This is a genomic window from Plantibacter cousiniae (nom. nud.), from assembly GCF_977070315.1.
The window spans coordinates 40,102-66,354 of record NZ_CDRVEU010000005.1 but is presented as its reverse complement, the minus strand read 5'-3'; the positions used below and the strand labels follow the sequence as shown (position 1 = coordinate 66,354).

The following is a 26,253-nucleotide window of genomic DNA, read 5'->3' as shown; positions in this document are numbered from 1 at the left end:
ACGACAAGGTAAACCAATGCGTCTGTTTCACACCTCTGACTGGCACCTGGGTCAGAACCTGCACGGCCAGGAGCGGGATTTCGAACACGCTTGCTTCCTGAACTGGCTACTGGCCCGTCTGGCCGACCGTAAACCGGATGTACTGTTGATCGCGGGCGACATCTTCGACACCGTCAACCCGCCGGTCAAAGCGCAGGAGCGCCTGTACGACTTCATCGTCAACGCCCACGAGCAGCAGCCGCTGCTGACCATCGTGATGATCGCCGGCAACCACGACTCCGGCTCGCGTATCGAACTTCCCGCCCCGCTGATGCGCCGCTTGCGTACCCACGCGCTGGGCAGGGTAATGTGGCTGGACGATGGCGTGCTGGATGCCGGACGCCTGCTGCTGCCGTTGCCGGACGCCAACGGCGACATCAAGGCCTGGTGCCTGGCGCTGCCGTTCCTGCGTCCCGCCGAAGTCACCGGTCCGACCCTGGGCGATGACTACCTGCGTGGCATCGGCCGGGTGCATGAGCTGCTGATCGCGGCGGCTGACCTCAAGCGCCAGCCCGGTCAGGCATTGATAGCCATCAGCCACGCCCACATGGCAGGCGGCTCGGTCTCGGAAGACTCCGAACGCAGCCTGATCATCGGCAACGCCGAAGCCCTGCCGGCCAGCCTGTTCGGGCCGAGCATCACCTATGTTGCGTTGGGCCATCTGCACAAACCGCAGCGGGTCAACGGCGAGGAGCGCATTCGCTACAGCGGCTCGCCGATCCCGCTGTCCTTTTCGGAAATCAGCTATCAGCACCAGATTCTGGAGATCAATTGCGACGGCGAGACGCTGACCAGTGTCGAGCCGTTGTTCATCCCTCGCGCCGTCAACCTGCAACGCCTCGGGCCTGCGCCACTGGCCGACCTGCTGGTACAGCTCAAGGCGCTGCCGGACATCGACCTGCTCGCCGATCCGGACCGCCAGCCGTGGCTGGAAGTACGCGTGCGCCTGGATGAACCCCAGCCGGACCTGCGCAACCAGATCGAAAACGCCCTACAGGGCAAGGCCGTGCGGCTGGTACGCATCGGTGCCGAATATGCCGGCAAAGGCAGCGCGGACGGCAACGAGGGTGACGCCACGCTGATCGAACTGGACCAGCTCACGCCTCAGGAACTGTTCAGCCGTGCCTGGCAGGACAACTTCGGCAGCGAGGTCGACGAACAGACGCTGACCGATTTCGCCACGCTGCTGCGCGAAGTTCAGCAGGAGAGCGAGCTGCCATGAAAATCCTCGCCATTCGCCTGAAAAACCTGGCCTCGCTGGCCGGCCCCTTTGAAATCGATTTCACTGCCGAGCCGCTGGCCAGCGCCGGACTGTTTGCCATCACCGGTCCTACCGGCGCGGGCAAAAGCACCCTGCTCGATGCCTTGTGTTTGGCGCTGTTCGGGGCGATTCCGCGGCTGAGCAATATCGGCCAGTCCAAGGTCCCGGACATCGACGGCGACATCACCACCAGCGACCCACGTACCCTGCTGCGCCGCGGCACGGGCAGCGGTTACGCCGAGGTGGACTTCATCGGCATCGATCAGCGGCGTTATCGCGCGCGCTGGGAAACCAATCGCGCGCGCGACAATGCGACCAAAAAACTGCAGGCCAGCCGCCAGACCCTCACCGATCTGGACAGCGAGCAAATCCTCAGCAACCAGAGCAAACGCGAATTCGAGCAATTGATCGAAAATCGCCTGGGCCTGAACTTCGAGCAGTTCACCCGCGCCGTGATGCTTGCCCAGAGCGAGTTCAGCGCGTTCCTCAAGGCGGATGACAAGGAACGCAGCGAGCTGCTGGAAAAGCTCACCAACACCGCGATCTACAGCCAGCTAGGTCGGCGCGCGTACAGCAAAAGCAAGGAAGCCGAAGACGCCCTGAAAACCCTGACTGCGCAGGCCAGCAACATCATCCCGCTGGCCCCGGAACTGCTGGCTGAACTGGAACAACGCCTGAGCGACGCGCAGCAGCAGCTCAAGGCCCATCAGACACAGCAACGGCAACTGGAAATCAAACAGCAATGGCTCACCGAACTGCACCGTCTGCGTGATGAACAGCTCGCTGCCCAGGAAGACCTGAACAGTGCGCAACAGGTCTGGGACGACCACAGCGGAGCACGCCAGACCCTCGGCCAGCTGGAACGCCTGGGCCCGCAGCGTCATCGCTTCGCGCGTCGGGTCACGCTGAATGCTCAGCTTGATCCGCTGGCTGAACAGATTCGCCAGCATCAGCAACAGCAGACCTCGCTGCACGACCAGCAGCAACAGCTGGAAAGCCACCGTACTCAGGCGCTGGCCAGTTTGCTGGAAGCCCAGCAAGCCCATAGCAGCGCCAAACCGCTGTTGCTGCAGGCTTTCGAAGCACAGAACACCCTGAATCACCTGAACCAGGAAATGGCCAAGGCGTCCGACCTGCACCAGCAGAGCGAGCAGCTCTGCATCCAGGGCCAGACCAGCCTGCAAACCCTGCTCGATCAGCAACAGCAGGTGGCTCAACGTCTGGAGCGCATTGCCGGGCAACTGCAGCACAGCAGCGAACTGGCGCCACTGGCTCAGGCCTGGAACGCGTGGCGTGACCGCCTGAAATCCCTCACGCTGATCGCCAATCGCCTCAAGCACGGGCACAGCGAGCTGCCTGCCCTGCAGCAACGTGCCAACACTGCCGATCAGCAGCTGACCGAGCAACGCAGCGCGCTGGAGTTGCTGTACCGCGAAGCCGATTGCGAAGTGGAGGCAGTGACCGAACAGGTGCAGATCCTCGGCAGCCTGTTGCAGGACAATCGCAAACAGCAGCGTGCCTTCGAGGAGCTGGCCCGTCTGTGGGCCAGTCAGCAGGACGTCGACCGGCAGCTTGCCGAGCTGACCCAGCAACAGCAGAGCGCCCAGCAGCAACGCGAACAGCTCAACAGCGAAGGCCTTCGCGTTCGTGATGAACTGACCGTCGCCGAGCAGACCCTGACCGTTACCCGGCAACTGCTGGAGCGCCAGCGCCTCGCCCGCAGCGCCAGTGTCGAGGAGTTGCGCGTGCAGTTGCAGGACGACCAGCCCTGCCCGGTCTGCGGCAGCATCGAACACCCCTGGCATCAGCCGGAGGCGCTGCTCGAAAGCCTCACGCAACACGACGACAACGAGCAGGCCAGCGCGCAGAAAGCCGTGGACCTGCTGACCGAGCAACGCAATCAATTGCGTGAGCAGGTCGGTGGCGTGATCGCCCGGCAGAAAGAGCTGCTGCGTCAGCACGAACAGCTCAACGCGCGCCATCAGGCCCTGGCACCGGACCTGGAGTCACATCCTCTCGCCGCCCAATTGCTCGACCGGGACGCCGACAAGCGCGACGGCTGGTTGAGCCAGCAATTGAGTCAACTGAGCGAAGTCATCAGCCGTGACGAGCAACGTCAGCAAGCCTTGCTGACCCTGCAAAAAGACGCTGCACGCCTGCAGCAGCAGCTGCAGGCGGCGAGCGAAGCCAGCCAGACCGCTGCGGGCCATGTTGCCGAGCAGCTCAAGCAACTGGAGGTCGACGGGCAGCGGCTGGAAGAAGAACTGACGGCATTCACGCCGCTGGTATCGCCCCAGGTGCTTGCAGGTCTGCGCAGCGATGCATCGGCAACCGTGCTGCAGCTCGAACAGCAGGTGACCCAGCGTCTCGATCAGTTGGAGCAGCAGCACGAAGAGCAGCAGGAGCAAACCGAGCGTCAGCAGAAGATCGAGAAGCAGCAGGTCGAGCAGCAGACTCGCGTGCACCGCCAGACCGAACTGGCGCAGGAAGTCACCCGGCTCGGCGAGCAACGGCATAACAGTCAGCAGACACTTGCCGGTCTGCTGGGCGACCACGCCAGCGCAGAGCAATGGCAACAGGCGCTGGAGCAGACCATCGAGCAGGCCAGACAGGCAGAAAGTCTAGCGGCGCAGGCGCTGCAGGATATCCACAATCAACTGATTCAACTGGCTGCCGAGCTCAAGTCCGAACAGCAACAGCAGCAGGCCCTGCAACAGGAACTGGCTGAACTTGATGTGCAGATCAGCGAATGGCGCGCTCAGCATCCGCAACTGGACGATAGCGCGCTGGACACCCTGCTGACCTACGACGACGCACATATCGAGCAACTGCGTGTGCAATTGAGTAGCACCGACAAGGCGCTGGAGCAGGCAAAAGTATTGCTGCAGGAACGCGATCAGCGCCTGCAACAGCATCAGGCGCAACACAGTGATCTGACCGACAGTGCGCAACTGGAAGCAGCGCTGAAACAGGCCCATGAACAGTCGGCGCTCAGTGAGCAGCACTGCGCCGACCTACGTGCCGAACTCAGTGAAGATCAGCGCCGCCGCAACGCCAGCAGCGAACTGCAGACGCGCATCGCCGACGCCAACAGCGAATACCTGCGCTGGGCACGTCTGGCGTCGTTGATCGGCTCGGCAGAAGGCGACAGGTTTCGCAAAATCGCCCAGGCCTACAACCTTGATCTGCTGGTCCACCATGCCAATGCGCAGCTCAGGCAACTGGTGCGCCGTTACCGCCTGAAACGCGGCGGCAGCATGCTCGGTCTGCTGGTCATGGACACGGAAATGGGCGACGAACTACGCTCGGTTCATTCGCTGTCCGGCGGGGAAACCTTCCTCGTCTCGCTGGCACTGGCGCTGGGCCTAGCCTCGATGGCATCCAGCACCTTGCGCATCGAGTCACTGTTCATCGATGAAGGTTTCGGCAGCCTCGATCCGGAATCGCTGCAACTGGCGATGGACGCCCTCGACGGCTTGCAGGCGCAGGGCCGCAAGGTCGGCGTTATTTCCCACGTCCAGGAAATGCACGAACGAATCCCGGTGCAGATCAAGGTACGTCGTCAGGGCAATGGATTGAGCACAATCGAGGTGGGCAACTGAGGGACCTGCGACACGGAACGTGAGGCACGGCAGTTGACTATCGTTCCTCACGCTGCGCATGGGAATGCCGCTCTGGACGCTCTGCGTCCGCCTCTTGAATGTTGTGCCACCAGCGCTTTCGCGAACAGGCTCGCCTGACATTCCGTGCATGGTCTGCCACGCATTGGGCAGTAAGTCGCAGGGACCTGTGTGGGCGAACATGCTCGCGAAAGCGTGACGGCTGATCAATCACTGGGCAGATTTGTGGTCCAGCGCTGCGTAGAAATTAGCGCTCTGTTGCAGGTATTTGGTTGTGTACGTCTGAGTCGCATGGGCTTTCTTGTCGTTCACTTCGACACTGGCGCTGGCCGGAAGAGCGACGCTTGCCGAGATAGCAGATGCAGCGATGATGGAGAAAAGATTGAAATTCATGTCGGTCACCCCTCTTGTCTGTCTGTACGCTGGTTTGAAGTCCTGACCGTTATGGCCGTGACTCAAACTTACGCCCGAGGGTGGTTCAGCAGAAATCTTTTGTAGCACTAACCCATATCATCAAGAATGATAACGGCTCCAGCCCTTGTATCTTGGGGGCTGGAGCCGGGGCAGCTTACTTGTCGTTCAGAAAACGCAGGTACGAAGGTGCATCGGCATCGAATTTCTGCACCGTTTCACCGATCTTCCCGCTCTGCGGATCACGGCGTACGGTCACGATCTGGTTGCTTTTCTGATTGGCGAACAGCATGAACGTGCCGGTCGGATCGAAAGCGAACTCGCGTGGCTCCTTGCCTTCCAGGGAGCGACGCTGAATTTCTTCAAGCTTGCCGCTGGCCTGATCGATGCGGAACACCACGACCTGATTCGCGTCACCCCGATTGGTCACGTACAGAAACTTGCCATCCGGTGAAGTGTGCAAGGCGCCACCACCGTTTTTCTCTTCCACGCCCTTGTTCTTCATGTCGACCAGTTGGGTCTGCTTGAAGCCGCCGTCATGGTAGTCGAACACTGCGACCTGGGCGGTCATTTCCAGCACCAGCCAGGCATGCTTGCCATCCCCACTGAAAAGGGTATGACGGGGTCCGGAGCCGCCCGGCAACTGCACGAACGGCACCTTGGCTGGCTGCAATGGCTTGGCCTGGCTGGCGTCGTACTGATAGACAAACAGCTTGTCAGCGCCCAGGTCGGCGGTCACCACGTACTTGTCATCCGGGGTCGGCACGGCCAGGTGCACATGCGACGACATCTGACGCTCACTGTTGACCTTGCTTCCAGGACCCAGCGGCAGCACCTGAACGGCTTCGCTCAACGTGCCGTCCTTGCCCACCGGCACCACGGTCAGCGCACCGCCCGGGTCGGGGTTTACGGCGTAGTTGGCCACGAACAGGTAACGGCCATCGTAGCTCAGGCTGGAGTGCGTCGGTTCTTCACCACGGCTTTGAACCTGATTGATCGGCGTGATCTGACGGGTTTTCGGGTCGATCGCAAAGCTGCTGACCTTACCGACCACGTCTTTTTGTCCGGGACCATTTTCATTGACCGCGAACAGGTAGCGCTGGTCTCTGGAGACGGTCAGCCACGACGGGTTTTCGGCTTTGACCACTTGCAGCGGCTTGGCGCCGATCATCCCGGTTTTGCTGTCGAAGGCAAAACGATAGATCCCTTCACTCTTGCCTTGCGTGTAGGAACCTATCAGCAATTCAGTATCGGGCATGGCTTGGGCCTGCAAGGTAAATGCGCTCATGGCACTGGCAATCGCCAGCCACGGCAGAAATTTATGGGGCATGGGGGCATCCCTTGTTATCGAAGTTATTGATGCCTGTTACGGCACTGTCGGGGTCTATGACAGCGCCAGCCCGTATTTACTCAATCCTGCGCAGAATCATCTTCATCGGAAGGGGTGAAGGCATCCAGGCAGATGATCCGGTGATCGGCGTTGCCGTCGTTGATCACCCAGCTTTGCAGGGATTCATCGAAGGTCGCAGCATCGACTTGCGCCTTGGTGAAGCGCCATACCTTGCGCTCACGGCCGTCCATGCATTCGACGTTCAGTTCCTCGCCCAGAGAGAAGTCCCAGGCGTGCAGACCGTCGATTTCCAGCATGGTGGTGGCTTCGAGTGCGGCGAGCAGTGTGGTGGGTGTGGTAGTCATGAAATTCATCCGGCCAGCAAAAGCGCGAATGATAGGGCAAAAGGCAGGCGTAGATACAGTCGGAGCGCAAGTAGAGCCGTACCAGCGCCGAGCGCTGGCACGGTGAGCAATCAAACAGGGACTGCGCTTACAGCTTGCCGATGCCGCCCGGCTGAAACACCGGCTCGCTCGGTGCCAAACCGTTGACCAGCGGCTTGCCGAACTCGGCCTGACTGATCTCGAAACGATCGCCCGGCTGGGTGCGCACGCCATCGGCAAACGACAGCGTCGCGGTGCCGAAGAAATGCACATGCACGTCACCGGGCCTGAGGAACTGTGCGTACTTGAAGTGATGGTATTCAAGGTTTTCCAGGCTGTGGCACATGTTCGCTTCGCCACTGAGGAACTCTTTTTCCCACAGCACCTTGCCGTCGCGCCAGACCCGGCTGGTGCCCGACAGGCTTTGCGGCAAGTCGCCCACGCGCAACTCCGGACCGAAAGAACAGGCGCGCAGTTTCGAATGCGCCAGATACAGGTAGTTGCGACGCTCCATGACGTGATCGGAGTATTCGTTACCGATGGCGAAGCCCAGGCGATAAGGCTTGCGGTCATGACCGATCACATACAGGCCGCTCAGCTCGGGCTCTTCCCCGCCATCTTCGGCAAAGGGCGGCAGCGAAAACGAATGTCCGGGGCGCACGACAATGCTGCCATCACCCTTGTAGAACCACTCTGGCTGAACACCGGCCTGTCCCGCTGCCGGCTTGCCGCCTTCGACGCCCCATTTGAAGATACGCATGGTGTCGGTCATCGAGGCTTCGTCGCCGGACTGCTGGTGCATCTTGTCGCGTGCCGACGCACTGCCCAGATGGGTCAGCCCGGTGCCGCTGACCAGCAGGTGCGCCGGATCAGGATGGTCGAGCGGCGGCAGGATCCGCAACTCCTCAAGCAACTGCGAATAGTCATGCGTCTCGCCAACGCCACGCTGCTCGACCTGATGCGCCAGAGCCGAACCCGCCTCGATTGCCGCCAGCGCCAGCTCGCGAACACTTTCGACACCTTGGACCTCACGCACCTGATCACCGTCGACCAGACCGACCCGGCGCTGACCGTCGCTCAATTCAAACTGTACTAATCGCATGAAATTCTCCTTCCAGATAATGGGCCGCTGAAAACCTATCTCGCCTTGGCACTCGCCGCGAAGTCGGACACTGGCAGCACATGCTTGCGCTCCAGCACGTGATAGACGATGCCGGTCAGCAGCAGCCCGAAGACCATGACACCCGACAGAAAATAGAGGCCCGATGCCAGGCTGCAGGTGATTTCCTTCAACGCACCGATCACGAACGGCCCGATGTAGCCGCCCAGGTTGCCGACCGAATTGATCAGCGCGATACCGGCTGCGGCACTGGCACCCGCGAAGAACCGCCCCGGCAAGGTCCAGAACACCGCCGTGCAGGAAAACAGCGCGAACGCCACGACGCACAATGCAGCCAGCTGCGCCACCGGCATGGTCAGCCAGGCGCTGCAGAACAGGCCGATGGCACCCAGCACATAGAGCACGGCCAGATGCCCGTAACGGTCATTGAGGCGATCGGAACTGCGCGGCACGATCAGCAGGCCAATGATGCCGAAAATGTAAGGCACCGATGACACGAAGCCGGTGGTCAGGTCACTGCCACCGAACTGTTTGATCAGCGTCGGAAGCCACAGGCCCAGACCGTAGATGCTCAAGGTCACCGGCAGATAGAACAGCGCGAGAAGCAACACACGCTTGTCTTTCAAGGCGTGCAACGGATTGCCGTGGCGGGTCTGGCCGTATTCTTCCAAGTCCTTTTTCAGCTCACCGGTCAGCCAGTCCTTCTCGGCCTGGTCCATCCATTTGACCTGCTGCGGACCATCCGGCAACCAGCGCAGCACCGGCCAGGTCAGCAGAATCGCTGGCGTGCCGATGACGATGAACAGCCATTGCCAGCCATGCAGACCGAGTATGCCGTCCATGCCCAGCAAACCGCCGGAAACGGGCCCGGTGATCATCATGGCGATGGGTTGCGAGAGGATGAAAAGGCCAAGGATCTTGCCGCGATGGCGCACCGGAAACCACTGGGTGATGTAGTACAGCACACCGGGAAAGAAGCCCGCCTCGGCAGCGCCCAGCAGAAACCGCATCACGTAGAAGCTGTGCGGCCCCTGGACGAAGGCCATGCCGATGGTGATCGCGCCCCAGGTGATCATGATCCGCGCGAACCAGCGGCGTGCGCCGAAGCGCTCAAGCATCAGGTTGCTGGGGATCTCCAGCAGGAAGTAACCGATGAAGAACAGTCCGGCACCCAGCCCGTAGGCGGCGTCGCCGATACCGATGTCCGCGCCCATGTGCAGCTTGGCAAAGCCCACGGCAGAGCGGTCTACATAAGCGATCAGGTACAGCAGGATAAGGAAAGGAATCAGTTTGAACGTAATGCGGCGTATAAGCCGCAGTTCCTGGCTCATGTAGGCGGTCTCCCATTGTTTTTGTTATGGAACCTGCGGGGATCGCCTCTGTGCCTGGGGGCTGAATAACGCAGCACATGCGCCAGGATGATCCCTCGTCTACGACCGACTATATAGTAATACTATTTAAACTGACAACTCTTCCAATACGCGTTTTTTAGGCTTACCTTAGCCAGCAGTATCGCCATTAAGTCTTACAATAAGAGAGCCGATCATGTCTGACTCCGATAAAAAACCGACCCTCCGTTCTGCCCAGTGGTTTGGCACCGCCGACAAGAATGGCTTCATGTACCGCAGCTGGATGAAGAATCAGGGCATTGCCGACCACCAGTTTCAGGGCAAGCCGATCATCGGCATCTGCAATACCTGGTCGGAGTTGACCCCCTGCAACGCGCATTTCCGGCAGATCGCCGAGCATGTCAAACGTGGCGTGATCGAAGCAGGCGGCTGGCCGGTGGAGTTTCCGGTGTTTTCCAACGGCGAATCCAACCTGCGCCCTACCGCAATGTTCACCCGCAACCTGGCGAGCATGGACGTTGAGGAAGCGATTCGCGGCAACCCCATCGACGGGGTCGTGCTGTTGACCGGTTGTGACAAGACCACCCCTGCCCTGTTGATGGGCGCTGCCAGTTGCGACATCCCCGCCATCGTCGTGACCGGCGGACCGATGCTCAACGGCAAGCATGAAGGCAAGGACATCGGCGCCGGAACCATCGTCTGGCAGATGCACGAGTCCTATAAGGCCGGGACCATCAGCCTTGATGAATTCCTCTCCGCCGAAGCCGGCATGTCGCGTTCGGCTGGCACCTGCAACACCATGGGCACGGCGTCGACCATGGCCTGCATGGCCGAAGCGCTGGGCACTTCGCTGCCGCACAACGCGGCCATTCCGGCGGTGGATTCGCGGCGTTACGTGCTCGCGCACATGTCCGGCATGCGTGCCGTCGACATGGTCCGCGAAGACCTGCGTCTGTCGAAGATTCTCACCAAGGCTGCATTCGAAAACGCCATCCGGGTCAACGCGGCCATCGGTGGCTCGACCAACGCCGTCATCCACTTGAAAGCCATCGCCGGACGCATCGGCGTCGATCTGGACCTGGATGACTGGTCGCGTATGGGCCGTGGCATGCCGACGATTGTCGACCTGCAACCGTCGGGGCGCTTCCTGATGGAAGAGTTCTATTACGCTGGCGGCCTGCCCGCCGTGCTGCGGCGCATGAACGAGGCCAGCCTGCTGCCCAACCCGGATGCCCTGACCGTCAATGGCAAGAGCATCGGCGAAAACACCTGCAACTCACCGATCTATGGTGAAGATCAGGTGATCCGCGCGCTGGATAACCCGATTCGCGCCGACGGCGGAATTTGCGTGCTGCGCGGCAACCTCGCGCCGCTGGGTGCGGTGCTCAAGCCCTCGGCCGCGACACCAGCACTGATGCAGCACCGTGGCCGCGCAGTAGTGTTCGAGAATTTCGAGATGTACAAGTCACGGATCAACGACCCGGATCTGGACATCGATGCCAACTCGGTCATGGTGCTCAAGAACTGCGGCCCCAAAGGTTATCCGGGCATGGCCGAGGTCGGCAATATGGGCTTGCCAGCCAAGCTGCTGGCACAGGGCGTGACTGACATGGTGCGCATTTCCGATGCGCGCATGAGCGGCACGGCTTACGGCACAGTGGTTCTGCATGTGGCGCCGGAAGCCGCAGCCGGCGGTCCGCTGGCGGTGGTCAAGGAAGGCGACTGGATCGAGCTGGACTGCGCTGGCGGACGTTTGCATCTGGACATCCCGGAAGCCGAACTGGCGGCGCGCCTCGCCGATTGGCAGGCACCGCAGCAGCTGTTGCTCGGTGGCTATCGTCAACTGTACGTAGACCGGGTGATGCAGGCAGACCAGGGCTGTGATTTCGACTTCCTGGTCGGTTGCAGGGGCGCCGAAGTCCCTCGTCACTCGCACTGAACGAAACGGCGGCCGCCTGACGCAGATGGCCGCCGTAATCGTTGCGCGATGGTATGATGCCCAGCAATCACCGCCAGGACCCCACTGCGTTCCCATGGATTATCGAAAGCCTTCCGACCGAAAAAGCATGCACGCGCGCATCGTCCAGGAACTGGGCATGCAAATCGTGTCCGGCCGTTTCAAGCCTGACGAAAAGCTGCCTGCCGAAGCGCTGCTCTGCGAAGAGTACGCCGTCAGCCGCCCGGTCCTGCGCGAAGCGACACGGGTTCTGGTGGCCAAGGGTCTGGTTTATTCGCGTCCGCGTGTCGGCACAGTGGTCAAGGCGCGCCGCGAATGGCATCTGCTGGACCCGGACGTGTTGCACTGGGTCATGCAAAGCTCGCCGCAGAATGATTTCTTCAACCTGCTGACCAGCGTACGCGCGGTCATCGAACCAGCGGTTGCCGCACTGGCCGCGCAGCATGCCACCGACGCAGAGATCGAGTCGATCCACGAAGCCTATCTGCGCATGGAAGCCGCACCGACGCCGGAAGACCTGCTGCAACCCGATCTCGACTTCCACAGCCGCATCGCCGACGCCACCCACAACGACCTGCTGGCACACCTGTGCAACATGCTGTCACTGGCGTTACGCGAGGCGCTCAAATACTCCAACAAGCGTCCCAACCTGCACGAACTGGCCATGCCTCGTCACAAGGCCATTCTCACCGCCATCCAGAACCGCGACGCGCTGGGCGCACGCCACGCTTCGCTGGTGCAACTGGACGATGCGCGCAATGCGCTGAGTGTAGTCCTGGGCGGCGGTTGACGGGTTTCCAGCTTGAGGGTCAACCGTTTCAGGCGGCTGATGTTCTCCCCCTCTGGATGCATCCTATCGCCAGCACGTACATCAACAGGCTGACCAAAAACGGGGCGCCCAGCCACAGAAAATGCTCGCCCGAGCCGACGTTACCCGAAAATATCAGAGCGCCAATCACTGGCGCTACACCGCCCACCAGACTCAGCAGGGATGTCAGCCCCCCCTGCAGCTCGCCCTGATGCCCTGCCTTGGCATGACGCGACAGCTCACCACGCAACGCCGGCTCGGCAATCAGCCCGACAGCATGGAAACACATTCCCACCAACGTCAGCCAAACGCTTGCAGCGGCCGTATAGAAAGCATAACCCAGTAAGCAACAGGCATAACCGGTAACGATTATCCGCTGGTTGGACATGATTGGCGTCAGCTTGCGTACCAGTACGCGCTGCGCGAACGCCATGCCCAGGGCGAGCGCCGCCAATGCGTACGACACTTCAAGCATGCTCCAGCCATAACGCATCTGATTGGCCAGCACAAAGCAGCTTTGAAATATCCCGTAGGCGAACCAGGAGCACGTCGCAGCCAGCAGATACGGGCGCAGGCCTTGCGTACTCCATAGTCCTCGCAGGCTGCCAAACGGGTTGGTTCGCCGCCATTCGAAGGCTCGCCGATGCTCGGCCGCAAGGCTTTCCGGCAACCTCATGTAGCCATACAGCAGGTTGATTGCCGCCAGGCCGCCAGCGACCAGAAAGGGCAAGTGCGGCCCGTAAGACGCAAGCCCCCCGCCTATGACCGGGCCGAAAACAAGCGCTATGGCGATGACACTGCCCGCTGCACCGTAGAAATGCGTGCGCTGCTCACCCTCACTGATGTCCGCAATATAGGCCATCGCAGTGGCGATATTGGCGGCAGTGATTCCTGCGATGGCACGGCCTATCAGCAAGACCGTCAGGCTGCCGGCGAAGCCAGCCATCAGATTGCCCAGGCACATGCCGGCCAGCGCCAGAAGCAATACCGGCCGGCGCCCATGACAGTCGCTCAGCGCCCCCAGCAGCGGCGCGCACAGAAACTGCATCGCCGAATAAAGTGTCAGCGCCACGCCCAGCGCCAACGAGACATGCTCGGTAGACGATGGCCAGATAGTCGCGATCAGCGTCGGCATGACAGGAATCGCCAGACCGATACCAAGCACATCGAGCCCCAATATCAGAAGAATGAAGCGCATGGGTGGGCGAGTTTCACCGTTTGAGTAACCTCCAGACATATGTAGACCTCAGACTGATTAATGCAGGCGAGCAGGCGTTGAGCCTGCTCGCCATGTTCCGCAACGACGGGTTATCGATCACACTCGGCAAGTTGCCCGATCAACACATCGGCAATTTGCTGGGCGTGGACGGACAGGCAAGTAAAGTGATCCCCAGAGACATCGACCGCTCTTACCTTTGCCGCACTGAACAACTCCCAGCCCCAGGCATCCGTGTCACGGATCTCGGGCAGGTTGATACCGGAGGGCATCGAGTCGACCGCCCTGAACAGTACCAGTGAGGCATCAAGCGCAACCTTGGGCGGGTCATAGCGCATGCCGAAGGCGGCAGCAGCCTTGTACACGTTGAACAGCCCCCGAATGCTTCCCTCATCGCCACGCGCATCCAGCAACCCGTGACTTTCCAGCGTGTCCTTCAGATAGCGGATCTTTTCCTCGTCACCCAGGTGCTCGAGCGCCTGCAACTCCTCGCGGCTGAGCTTGATTGGCTTGTCGAAGTAATGCCCGAAGATACTCAGCAGCGAACCCAACACCTGAGCATCGGTAGGCACCTGCATTTGCGTATACGGAGGGGCTGCCGAGTCGAACAGCGCCAGCAAACCCACCTGGTCGCCACGTGCTTCAAGCAGTCTGGCGATTTCGTACGCCACTTTTCCGCCAAGTGAATGGCCGCCCAGCAGATAAGGCCCATGCGCCTGAACCGACTTCATGCAGCGAATATAGTGTTCGGCCATCTCCTCGACGCTGAGGTGAGGCTCAGCCTTGCCATCGAGCCCCAGGCATTGCAGACCGTAGAAAGGCCGTTGCGCGCCCATGGCCTTGGCCAACCCAAGCACCTGATTGACGTTGCCGCCCATGCCCGGCAGACAAAAGAATGGTCTCCCCTCGCCGTTTCGCTGCACCGGCACCAGACAGTAACGTACGGCGGCTTCATCGGCATCGATTGGCGTATCTTCGGCGACACTGTCCAATGAACGGGCGATTCGCTCGATGGTCGGTTCATCAAGGAACTCGGCCAACGTCAGGCACTGCTGAAAGCGCGAACGAATCCGCGAAATCAGCTGGGACCCCAACAGTGAGTGCCCGCCCAGATCGAAGAAGTTATCCAGCACACCCGGCATATCACCGCCCAGCAGCTCTTGCCACAACTGCGCGACTTCCTGCTCCACAGCATTGCGTGGCGCAACACGCTCGGCACCGGAGTCGAACAGCGTCGTTGCCCGGCCCGCCGACGTCGCACCGCCGCGCTGCAGTTGATCGATCAGTTGCTGCAGATCCTGCGCCTTGTGCACGATGATCTGAGCAGTGTTTTGCGCCAGAGCCAGCTCGAATAACTGGCAACCTTCTGCGTTGGTCAGCCCCCGCACATCGTCAATCGGCGCCTGCTCGGGATGCGCACTGTCATAGGCAACACGCATACCTGCCTGCGCCCATGCATCCCAGTTGAGCGAAACCACAGGCATGCCCTCCTGACGACAGGCCTGCGCCCTAGCGTCCAGATAGGCGTTGGCAGCGGCGTAATCCGCCTGACCAAGCCCCCCGAGCACCGACGCCAGCGACGAACACAGAAATATGAAATCGACAGGCTCCTGGCGCAAAGCCTCTATCAGCACATCGGTGCCAACCACCTTGCTGCCCATCACCTGTGCCCATGCATTTGCCTGGCTCAGTTGGATGAGACCGCTGGCTTGCACACCTGCGGCATGTATCGCCCCACTGATACACCCATGCTGAAGCCTGACCTGCTGAAGCGCAGCAGTGAAAGCCTCACGATCAGCACAATCGACCGCCACGTGTTGAATCCGCGCGCCTTGCTGTTCCATCGCCTGCAGCGCTTGCCCGACCTCATCCTTGACCGTCGCCGAACGGGACATCAGGACTAAGGTGACAGCTTTTACCTTCGCAGCCAGATGACTGGCCAGCGCCAGCCCCATGCCGCCCAGACCACCGGTAACCACGTAGGTCCCGCCCTCCTTGAAGTGCAGTGAAGGTTGCGAGACTTGCAGCGCTCGCAGGCAAGGTTCATGCAACGTCTGTTTGCGCAAGGCCAGAGTCGGCGCAAGCGGAGAAGCCTGATCGGGATCGATGTGCTGGAGTACCTGAAGCAGTAGCATCTCATTCTCGGCCGCGTTGGCCAGCGGCAGATCAAAATGACGGCAGCGTATCTGCGGCAGCTCCCAAGTAAGTGTACGAACCACACCAGACAAGGTTGCTACACAGCTGTTGACCGGCTCATCGTCATCCACCTGGCAGGCACCTTCGGTCACCACTGACAGAACAGTGGTGTTTATCGCATGAGGAATGTATGCCTGTACCAACACCATAAGATCGGAAAACAGCGTAATGGCGGCGTGCTCGCCTTCCGCAAGCTGCGTCTTACCGGCCATGTAAATGATCTGGCTCGGCAAGGCATCTTGCGTCGCCAGTGTATTAAACAGCTGTCCATATGCCTGTGCGTCGCCGCGAGCAATTGTCGCGATCGTAGCGCCAGAATCACCTGCATCGCCTATGCAGACACTGTCCGGCGGTAGCGCAGCGAGAATGCTGTTATCGGCTGCAACGCCACGCGTGACAACCAGCCAGGGCCCTTGTAACGGCGAGTCGCCCCTGGGAGGCAATGCCGGCCGCCATGCTGGTACCTGACACCAGTCCAAGGGCTCGGTGCGCTGCGCGTCCGGTGCCACTCGCTCATCGCGCAAAGTAAAGCCGATCACCTCGGCCAGCAGAGCACCGATTCCGCCGTCGTTATCGACTTCGAACAGTTGCACATCATAGACATTGCTGCGAACTCGCCGTGCATGGCTGTAAAGCCGGGAGCGCAGTGGTGCATGAATAGTCAGGCGCTGATAATGGAACGGTAATCTGCGGGTGCTGTTTTCCATGATCGAGAGAAAACCAGTCGCCATGTCGAGCAACGCCGGATGCAGCGCAAAGCGCTCAAGGTCAGCGGCAAACACCTGATCCAGTTCCAGAAGCGCCAGCCCCTCATCCTGGCCGAGCCAGATCGAACGAAAGCACTTCCAGCGAGGCCCGAACAAGCCGAGACGCGTGTTCAATGCCGCATGTTCGACTTCATCGGCAAGACAGTCAGTATGGTCGGACTGAAGCTGCATCAGCCCTTTTAGTACGAGGCGCTCCCGGTTGTGGCGTTTTATGAAACCTAGCGCGTGCAGCATTCTGTGCTGCTGCGGAGCGTTACCATCGTCCGATACCGACTCGAGGAAAAACTCAGTGCTCTCGGTGTGATCCTTGAATGTAATCAGCACGCTTTGCGAGGCCTGCTCATCTTCCAGAACCAGAGGGGTCGGGAAGTAAACGTCACTCAGTTCGATCAACTCGATGCCTTCCATACGCGCGTAGGCATTGCGTACCAGCTCGACACATCCGGTGCCTGAAAGCACTGGCTTTCCTTCGAAAACGCGATGTTCGTCCACCAGCCAGAGTTGTGGCGACAGGCTCAATCGGAACTGCCGACGGTTACCCTGCACGCGCTGCCAATGCAGGAACAACGGTTGCTTGTGCTGCGCGGAAGAAACCGTCCCGGCAGCCTCGATCCAGTGGCTGTACCGCGCAAACGGATAAGTCGGCAGCGGCACGCGTGCGCCGTCTGTACACCCTGCGGCCTGCGCCCAACCGAAACTTGCTCCCTGCCTCCACAATGACGCGATGCCTTCCGCCAACGCCGCCTCGTCCGACCGGCTGTCCCGTGCATGCCGAGTGCAACCAAGCACGCACAAGGGCTCAGCATAGGATTTCAATGCACTCTGAAGAGCACGGCCCGGGCCGACTTCGAGAAAAATCGGGTCTTCCAGTTCGTCGGCAAGCAGCGCGATACCGTCAGAAAAGCGCACGGTATCGAGCAGATGAGACGCCCAATAATCACTTTGGCTGCTCGAATCGATCGAGAACCAGCCACCGTTATGGTTGGACACGAGCGCGATAGTCGGAGACTGAACAGAGAACCCGCTGACAACTGCCTTCAACGCGTGCGCAGCAGGAGCCATCATGCGGGAATGAAAAGCGTGCGAGGTATCCAGTACACGCCCCACGAGCCCTTCCTCGGCCAGTTGTCGCTCGACCCGCGCAATGGCCTCAAAATCACCGGCAAGAACACATTGCAGCGGCCCATTGACGGCCGCCAGCTCCACGCCGTGCCCCAGAAAGCGCGCGCAATCTGCTTCAGAGAGGCCAACGGCAAGCATCGCACCCGGAGCTTGACGTTGCATCAGGCGGCCCCGCTCGACAACCAGCTTCAAGCTGTCTTCCAGACTGTAGACACCCGCAAAACAGGCTGCCACCAGTTCACCAAGGCTATGGCCTATCAGCGCCTGCGGGTGGATACCGCGGCTTTGCAACAACAGGGCGCACGCGTACTCGACCACAAAAAGTGCCGGTTGCGCGATTTCCGTACGGCTCAGACTGTTGGCTGTATCGCCACCCGCTGGCGGGTATAGACTGGCCAGAATGTCGACGCCATAACGCTTCAATATGACCGTGCAGCGGTCAACTGTCTGTCGAAATACCGCCTCACTGCCGTAGAGGCCCTTGAACATTCCCTCATACTGGCTACCCTGCCCGGAGAACATGAACACGATCGGACGGTCCTGTCTGCGCTCCATGAGCGCTGTGGACGAAGGTGTCTGCAGCGCGTGCAAGGCTCCGGCAATGCTCTGGCTGACAACGCTGTCCCTGAAGGCAAATCGTGTGCGGCCCTCTCCCAGCGTGAAGGCGATATCGCGTATATCGGCCACCGGGTTCTGCAGACAGGTGATCAGTTGCCGACGCTGATGGTCCAGCGCTGTAGCGGTACGTGCGGAGAACGGCAGTATGTACCAGCAATCGCTATCGTCATGCGGGCGCACTGACGGCTGCGGAGGCTCCTCGACAATGACATGAGCATTGGTCCCGCCGATGCCGAAGGAGCTGACGCCTGCCCGACGTGGCGAGGCCGTAGCCGGCCAGGGTCGGGACGTCGTGTTGACATAAAAAGGGCTGTCGTTGAAATCAATTTCGGGATTGGCTCGCGTGAAGTTAAGGCTTGCAGGCAGGACGTCGTGCTGCACGGCAAGTATGGCCTTGACCAGCCCGGCGACGCATGAAGCCGCATCAAGATGACCGATGTTGCTCTTCAACGAACCGAGGGCACAAAAGCCCGGCGTGAAATTTAGCAAAGCGCTGGTATAGGCCTGCGTCAACGCACGGACTTCTACCGGGTCACCCAGGCGAGTGCCGGTGCCATGCGCCTCGATATAACCAATGGAGCCTGCACTGATATTCGCTGCATCGAGCGCGGCGCTCACCACCTGGGCCTGCCCGTGAACACTGGGCGCGGTATAACTGACTTTGCTGGAGCCATCGTTATTGACCGCCCCGCCCTTGATCAAGGCATGAATATGGTCGCGATCTTCGATTGCCCTGTCAGCCAGTTTGAGGACCAGCACTGCACAACCACTGCCACCTGTGGTGCCGCTGGCCTGCGCATCGAAAGGCCTGCAATGGCCATCGGCGGAAATGATGCTGCCCGGTGCCGCCTGGTAACCGTAGTATTGAGCTTCGACGGAAGCACCGCCGACGATCACCATATCCGACTCGCCCCGCAGCAAGCTTTCGCAAGCCATCTGGACCGCTACCAGTGAGGAGGAGCAAGCCGTCTCGACGGTAATCGCAGGTCCGGCGAGATTGAGTTTGTAAGCCACACGCGACGCCATGAAATCGCGGCCGTTACCCAATAGCCACTGGATGTTCTCGAGTTGCAGCTCCTGGCGCCTCGGGTAAACGTGATCAAGCAAGTAATGGCTGGTGCTCGCGCTTGCAAATACGCCTACGCGCAAATCGTTCAGAGAACCGCCATAACCGGCGGCTTCCATAGCGGTCCATGCGCATTGAAGAAAGATGCGCTGCTGAGGATCCATCAACTGGGCTTCACGAGGTGAGAAGCCGAAGAACTCGGCATCGAACTTGTCGACATCCTCGAGACGATTGCCACACTTGACGAAATCGGCACGCTCCAGCAGATCAGGGCTTACGCCATGCGCGAGCATGACCTCGTCACTGAAATAAAGGGTCGACTCCACCCCCTCGGTGAGGTTCTGCCAGAACTCGCTCAGGTCAGCGGCGCCCGGAAAGCGCCCGGCCATGCCGACGACCGCCAGCGTACGATTTCCGGGATCAATGGCAGGTGATGCCTCGCTGGCTTGGCGAACCTCCGGCAGCGGCCCATGCAAGCGTTCCAGGTGAGCGACCAGACCACGCAGCGTCGGGTATTCGAAAAGGTCTGTCATGGCTACGGGCGCCTGCAAAAGCTCGCTCAAACGTTTTTGCGTCTCGACAATGCGTAACGAGTGGCCACCGAGATCGAAAAAATTGTCGTCCGAATCGATTTCCTGACAATCGAGTACTTCCTGCCAGATCTTTCTGACCTTGTTGTGCAGGCGTTTTCCAGCGGGCCTGACGACCGCAGGAGAGGTCGGCATCTTACCGACCGCAGTGCCTTCCTGCGCGCGCTGATCAACGAGGTTTTCGAGTGCCTTGCGATCGACCTTGCCAGTACGGCTAAGCGGTAGTTCGGGCAAGCAGATCAGACGCTCCGGCACCATATGTGTCGGCAGCACTTTCGCCAGTTCTGCACGCACCTGTGCAATGCTCGGCTTGCCGACGTAATACCCCACCAGGATCTTGTGCTCGTGGTCATCCTGTTTAACGACCACGACCGCCTGCTCAAGCCCGACTATCGCGTTCAAGCGCGCTTCGACGTCGCCCAGTTCAATGCGGAAACCGCGAACCTTCACCTGATTATCGATACGCCCGACATAGCTCAGGCTTCCATCGAATTGACGAACCACAAAGTCGCCAGTGCGGTACAGCCGCGCCTCGGGTGAAACACCATATGGGTCTGGAAGAAACGCTTGCGCAGTGCGCTCATCCAGATTCAGATAACCCTGTGCCACCCCGTTCCCGCCAATGTAAAGCTCGCCGGGTACACCGCAGGGCAGAGGGTTCAGGTACGGGTCCAGAACATACATTCTGACGTTGTCCAGAGGCCGCAATACCAAGGCGCCTCGTTCATCCCAGTAATCCTGGGCAGATGCATACACCGTCGTTTCGGTCGGACCGTAACCATTGAGGAAACGTCTGCCGGTTGCCCAGGTCTGGGCGACGTTCGCCGGACAGGCCTCACCGGCGCTGATAATGACTTTCAGCTCGGCAAGCTCGGCATGGGGGAGCAAGCGCAGGGCCGTCGGCGTGATCTGCAGATGAGTAATACGTTGCTCGCGCAGAAGCGTCACCAGATCCGGCCCCGGAAGCAGCTGTTCAGAGGCGGCAAATACCAGCGTAGCGCCGCTGATCAGTACCGGAAACACCTCGCCACAGACCCCGTCGAAGACAGGCGAAAAATACTGCAGTTGTCGCGACTGAGCATTCAGTTCCAGCGCTCGCGCAAATGCATTCGCGGTGTTATCGATATTGCGCTGCGAAACCATCACCCCCTTGGGCTGCCCGGTCGAGCCAGAGGTGTAAAGAATATAGGCCAGATCCTGAGGCTCACGCTGGCAGGCCGGAGCAGACCATTCGCCCTCGGCACCTTCGAAGTCGTCGACCAGCAACGTCTCCAGCCCCAAAGCCGCAAGCTCGTGTGCCAAGCCTTGATGACCCACCACGCGGCGCAATGCTGCGTCTTTGATCATGTAGCCCAGCGCACCTTCCATCGAATCCTGCGGATTCAAGGGGACAAAGGTACAGCGCGCCTTCAGGATGCCAAGCATGCCTGCCACCAGATAGGGATGCCGTCCAGTGAACAGGCCGATGTGCTCACCCGCTTGCACACCCTTCTTTATCAGCGCGTGCGCGATGCCGTTGGCTAACCGGTCCAGTTCCGCGTATGTCCAGCAGCGTTGTTGCAACTGAAGGGCCATAGCCTGCGGAGTCTGACGTACACGCTGTTCAAAACGGCTGACGATATCGCCGTCGCCGAAGTCGCGTGACGTGTCGTTGAACTGGCTGATCAGCCTCTGATGTTCGGTTGCAGAAAGCATCTTCACCTGAGCAACGGTCTGCTCGGCATTGGCCAGCATATTTTCCAGCAGGCACTGGAAGTGCTCTGCCATGCCCGAAATGACGGAGCGCTCGAACAGTGACGTCCGATATTTGAATACCCCACTCACCCCTTCGCCTTTAACAGCACGCAACTCCAGCATCAGGTCCAGCTTCACCTCAGTGGAGGCAAGAGAAATTTCTTCCGATTGCACGTACGGCAAGGTAAGCGGTACGGCCGTCGTGCTCTGCACCACAAGACCCACTTGGAAAAAAGGATGCTTGCCGGGCAGCCGCTGCGGGTTGAGCACTTGCGCCAGGTAATCGATCGGCACCGAATGATTTGCCTCGGCGGCAAGCAGGGCCTGGCGACTCTGCTCGATAACCTGCGCCACACGCAGAGGGCCTCGCAAACGCAGCCGTAACGGAAGCAGGTTAACGAAGAACCCGATCAGGTTCGCACTTTCATCATGGTCCCTTCCCGAGAATGGCATGCCGATCAAAATGTCGTCCTGCCCGGTGTAGCGATGCAATAGCAGCGCGAACGCGGCGTGCATGACCATGGCCGGCGTGCATTGAAGACGCAGGCAAAGCTGATCGAGCCTTGCCGAGCAATCGCCAGGAAGAGTCAGCGCAACGTAGTCGCCGGCCAGCGGATTTCCTGCTCGCGGGCTGGAACGCACAGGCAGTACCAGAGGCGGCGGCAAGTCCTTAAGCGAAGCCTTCCAGGCGTCTAGCTGAGCCTCGAACGCCCCGCTTTCGAGTTGATTTCGTTGCCAGGCAGCATAGTCCTGATACTGAGCCTCCAGTGCGCTAAGCCTGAGGCACTCACCTTGCGTCAAATGCCGATAAAATGCTGCCAGTTCCTGACGCAGCAAGGCACTCGACCAACCATCGTAGGCAATGTGATGCAAGGTCAGGCACAGCACATATTCATCCGAAGCGGTCTGCAGAAGCACCGCGCGTATCGGCAGTTCCTTGTCCAGCAAGAACGGCGTGTGCACCTCCCGCTCCAGTGTGACCGAGAGCGCTTCGCGAGCGATTTTTTGCTGCCTGAACGGTACGCGCGCGCTGTCAGCGTGACTTGTCACAACCAGCGGCTCTTTCTGCGTAAGGCCCTGAGCGTCCACAAACGTTTCAAGCTCGCAGGTGAAATGCGTGCGCAAGACTTCATGACGCTCAAGTAGCAGATTCAATGCACCTTCCAGCGCAGGAATATCCAGTTGCCCGGTCAGACGGCATATTTCCGGCATGTTGTAAGCGGTGCCCGGCTCACTGTGCTGGGTCAACCACAGACGGCGTTGCGCAAACGAGAGACGTTGGCGCTCGATACCGCTACTGCGTCCGATCGCGGCAGGCCTGGAAGCGACACTGGCACCTTGGGCGATCTGGATCATATTCAGCATGATCTTTTCGGCGACCTGAGCGACGGTGGGCCCTTCGAACAGGTTTGCAATACTTAGGGCCACACCAAAGCGCTTTTTGATGTGCGCAATGACTTGAGTGACCAGCAGAGAATGCCCGCCACTCTCGAAAAAATTGTCGTCAATGCCGATACGCGGCACATTGAGCAGTTGCTGCCAGTCTTCGACAAGCTGTTCTTCCAGACTGTTGCGCGGTGCGGCATAAGCGCGTGAGTCCTGCGCCCAATCGGGCTCAGGCAGGCTCTTGCGATCGATCTTGCCATTTGCGGTCAAAGGCAGTGCTGGCAAGACTACCAACAGGCGCGGCACCATATGGCCTGGCAGACGCTCGCCAAGGTAGGCATTGAGTTGCTGCGCTGTAGCGCGGGTTTGCACATAACCGATCAGTTCGGCCTCGGCACCTGGTGACTGACGGGTGACCACCGCGCATTCACTCACATCAGGATGGTCGGCGAGTACGCTCTCGACTTCACCCAGCTCGATGCGGAAGCCACGAATTTTGACCTGGTTGTCACTGCGGCCCAAAAACTCGATGGTGCCGTCGCGCATGTGCCGACACAAATCACCGGTGCGATAGAACCGCTGTTTGCCGATGCCAGGTAAAAACCGTCCGCTAGCCGAGAACGAACCTGTCAGGAAGCTCTTCTCGTTCAATTCAGGGCGATTCATGTAACCGGACGCCACCGCGCCGCCGCCAATCAACAATTCGCCGGGGACAGTACGCGGTACCAGATTCAGCGTTGCGTCGACCAGGTACAGGGAGGTGTTAGGCAAGGGACCGCCGATAGGCAAGCTGCGCTCAGAGTCATACCACCCTGCATCGGGCTCGAACGTGGCGCTTTCGCAGGTTGCCTCGGTGACTCCGTAAACACTGACAACCCTGGTATGCGGTCCACACAGCGTCTGCATTTTCCGATACTCGTGGACAAACCACACGTCCGCACCGCAGGTGAGTGTATGCAGGGTATCCAGACGCCGTGCGGTCTCTTCCAGGTAACGAATCATCTGCCGCAGGACCGCAGGCACGAACTCGAGCAACGTCACCCGTTCAGCTGTGATCAGCTCATAGAGTCGTTCAGGGTCAGCCAGACTCTGCCGAGGACACATGATTAACCGCGCGCCAACCGCCAGCGCGCGGACGACATCGCTCATGAATACGTCAAACGTGAAATTGGCCATTTGCAAAATGCCAGTAACACCCGGCTCGGTCTGACCGTAAGTCTGCTCCAAGGCCTGGAGCAGGCTTACCCAACTGCCGTGAGAGACACTGACGCCCTTGGGACGACCGGTAGAGCCGGAGGTAAAAATGATGTAGGCGATGTCTTCCGGTTGCGTGTTGCGCCCCTCGAATTCGCTCTCGAGCAGCGTGCCGGTGGTCTGCGGCAAATCATCCTGCAGCAGGCACGGATAGTCCTGCAGTTGCTTCTGAAAGGCGCGCAGCGTCAGGACCAGTCTGGGCTCGATGTCCTTGAGCAGATCCGCATGACGCGCATCGTCGATTGCGAGCGGCACATAAATACCGCCCACCTGATGCACCGCCAGTAACGCGACGATGACCTCTGGGCCATAGCGTTGCACTACCGCGATCCGGTCACCATGACGAACACCGGCAGCATGCAGATGACCCGCCAGTACCCGGGCCTCTGCATCAAGTTGCGCATAGCTGTATCGACGGTCCGCATAAATCAGCGCATCCATCTCGCCCCACTGCGCGGCACTGCATTTGAACCACTGATGGAAAGGTGCAAAAGGCGCTTGCGGCGCTGCCGGCTGATGATTAGCCAAGCGCAGCGCCTGCTCCACGGCTTCGTCAGACAACAGCGAAAAATCGTCAATAGCCCCGTCCGGGTTGCGCGACACCTGCTCCATAATGATCAGCAGGCTATCGATCATCCCCTGCACTGCGGTCTCATCCAGCAATGCGGTGTCATACTCGACCGCGCCGCTCATGCCGCGCGCAGTCAGTGCCAGGGTCAGACTCAGGTCATATTTGGCGGTGCAGGAGTCGAGCGTATAAACGCGAGTGCGCAGGTTTTCCAGCTCGACCGAAAAATCCTCGTTGGCCATATCGAACAGCACCTGAAACACCGGCGCATGGCTCAAAGAGCGCGGGGGCTGAATGGCCTCGACAATCTGATCGAAAGGCACATGGGCATGCTCGAATGTATCGAGCACCGAGGCGCGAACTCTTTTGAGCAACTCGACGAAAGAAGGAGAACCCGATGCATCGATCCGGTTTGGCAGCGTATTGACGAAGAAACCGATCACGCCTTCCAGATCAGCGGATTGCCGATTCGACATCGGCGATCCGATGACCAGATCCGCCTCTTGCGTATAGCGATACAGCAGCACGGAAAAAGCCGCAAGCCCTACCATATAGGGCGTGACGCGACAGTCCTTGGCCAGTTTTTTCAGCGCGTCCGAGACGGCTGCAGGCACTTGAAAATGACAACGCTGCCCCGCGTAACGCTGAACGGCAGGACGCTTGTCATCCAGCGGTAGTGGCAATACCGGAGGCGCACCGGCCAATCGCTGCTGCCAGTGAGCAATATCGGGATCTCGCTCAGCGCTCGATGGGCTCAGACTTAAATAGTCGCCAAAGTCGAAGTTCAACGGCTCGACGTTCACCTCGCTGCCCTGCACCAGCGCCGAATAGGCTGAGGCCACTTCAGAGAGGAAGATCTGCATCGACCAACCGTCGAAAATGATGTGATGAACATTGATCAACAGAACATGCTCGTCGGTCGCACAGTGCAGCAACGTCGCGCGCAGAAGCGCTTCATGCTCAAGATCGAAAACATAACGGGCTTCGCTTTGCTCGAACGCTTTCAGCGCAGCTTCGCTGTCCGGCTCGGCTCGCAGGTCAACTTTGCGAGTCAACAGTTGCTCGTTGACAAGGCGAATGACCGGTTGCCCATCGATACAGGGAAAACGATAGCGCAGTGCAGTCTGGCGCTGATAGACACTGTCCACCGCCCGCTCAAGGGCTGCGCAATCCAGCGCCCCGTCAATGCGCAGCGCGAAAGGCACATTGTATGTGGCGCTCGCATCTTCCATCTGGTGCATGAACCAGAGGCTTTTTTGCGCAGGCGATAAATTCAGAAACCCCCGGGCTGCCGGGGTCGGACTCCTGACAGCGGATCCGGTGGTTGAAGTGACCGTTTTTTTTTGGGACATGACCATCTCCACCTCGACAGCGAACGATGTCGCTGCGAGGACGGGTTAAATTGGGGGGCTGAGAGGCGAGAAAGCGCGCGGGGGTATTTTTACTACCCACCACGCG

The 26,253-nt window shown here is 59.9% G+C and carries 11 protein-coding genes; 4 read left to right on the top strand and 7 right to left on the bottom strand.

The genetic code is table 11. The features are described 5' to 3' along the window. Window positions 1–16 precede the first annotated feature (16 nt). Both ACW55A_RS11980 and ACW55A_RS11975 read left to right on the top strand, forming a co-directional pair. On the top strand, window positions 17–1,261 hold the full coding sequence (locus ACW55A_RS11980) for an exonuclease SbcCD subunit D C-terminal domain-containing protein (protein ID WP_455808080.1): 1,245 nt from the start codon (window positions 17–19) through the stop codon (window positions 1,259–1,261). Further along, the gene (locus ACW55A_RS11975) at window positions 1,258–4,902 is read left to right on the top strand and encodes an AAA family ATPase (protein WP_455808081.1); all 3,645 of its coding nucleotides are present in this window, start codon (window positions 1,258–1,260) and stop codon (window positions 4,900–4,902) included. Before ACW55A_RS11980 ends, ACW55A_RS11975 begins: the two co-directional genes overlap by 4 nt. A gap of 228 nt (window positions 4,903–5,130) precedes the next feature. Here ACW55A_RS11975 and ACW55A_RS11970 read toward each other — a convergent pair whose 3' ends face one another. The 5 genes from ACW55A_RS11970 to ACW55A_RS11950 form a co-directional block, all read right to left on the bottom strand. Beyond that, a complete protein-coding gene (locus tag ACW55A_RS11970) occupies window positions 5,131–5,313 on the bottom strand; it encodes a hypothetical protein (protein WP_003305416.1) in 183 nt (60 codons plus the stop codon). Between the two features lie 175 nt (window positions 5,314–5,488). Beyond that, entirely contained in the window at window positions 5,489–6,661 is a 1,173-nt protein-coding gene (locus tag ACW55A_RS11965; protein WP_455808082.1) for a lactonase family protein, read from the bottom strand. 80 nt (window positions 6,662–6,741) lie between these two features. Continuing rightward, window positions 6,742–7,026, bottom strand: coding sequence for a DUF5629 family protein (locus ACW55A_RS11960; RefSeq protein WP_003368505.1), 285 nt, complete (start codon window positions 7,024–7,026; stop codon window positions 6,742–6,744). A 127-nt stretch (window positions 7,027–7,153) separates the two neighbouring features. Beyond that, window positions 7,154–8,146 (bottom strand): AraD1 family protein, encoded by a 993-nt coding sequence (gene araD1 / locus ACW55A_RS11955; protein ID WP_004418549.1) that lies wholly within the window; start codon window positions 8,144–8,146, stop codon window positions 7,154–7,156. A 35-nt stretch (window positions 8,147–8,181) separates the two neighbouring features. Further along, entirely contained in the window at window positions 8,182–9,495 is a 1,314-nt protein-coding gene (locus ACW55A_RS11950) for an MFS transporter (protein WP_498810976.1), read from the bottom strand. A 214-nt stretch (window positions 9,496–9,709) separates the two neighbouring features. Here ACW55A_RS11950 and ACW55A_RS11945 point away from each other — a divergent pair, with 214 nt between their 5' ends. Both ACW55A_RS11945 and ACW55A_RS11940 read left to right on the top strand, forming a co-directional pair. Continuing rightward, on the top strand, window positions 9,710–11,452 hold the full coding sequence (locus ACW55A_RS11945; protein WP_151342791.1) for an IlvD/Edd family dehydratase: 1,743 nt from the start codon (window positions 9,710–9,712) through the stop codon (window positions 11,450–11,452). A 94-nt stretch (window positions 11,453–11,546) separates the two neighbouring features. Further along, window positions 11,547–12,260 (top strand): FadR/GntR family transcriptional regulator, encoded by a 714-nt coding sequence (locus ACW55A_RS11940; protein WP_003368499.1) that lies wholly within the window; start codon window positions 11,547–11,549, stop codon window positions 12,258–12,260. A 28-nt stretch (window positions 12,261–12,288) separates the two neighbouring features. Here ACW55A_RS11940 and ACW55A_RS11935 read toward each other — a convergent pair whose 3' ends face one another. Both ACW55A_RS11935 and ACW55A_RS11930 read right to left on the bottom strand, forming a co-directional pair. Further along, complete coding sequence (locus tag ACW55A_RS11935) at window positions 12,289–13,476, bottom strand: tetracycline resistance MFS efflux pump (RefSeq protein WP_003368498.1); 1,188 nt, start codon at window positions 13,474–13,476, stop codon at window positions 12,289–12,291. Window positions 13,477–13,586: 110 nt separating this feature from the next. Next, window positions 13,587–26,147, bottom strand: a complete 12,561-nt coding sequence (locus tag ACW55A_RS11930; RefSeq protein WP_498810975.1) for an amino acid adenylation domain-containing protein — start codon at window positions 26,145–26,147, stop codon at window positions 13,587–13,589. Between the last annotated feature and the right edge of the window lie 106 nt (window positions 26,148–26,253).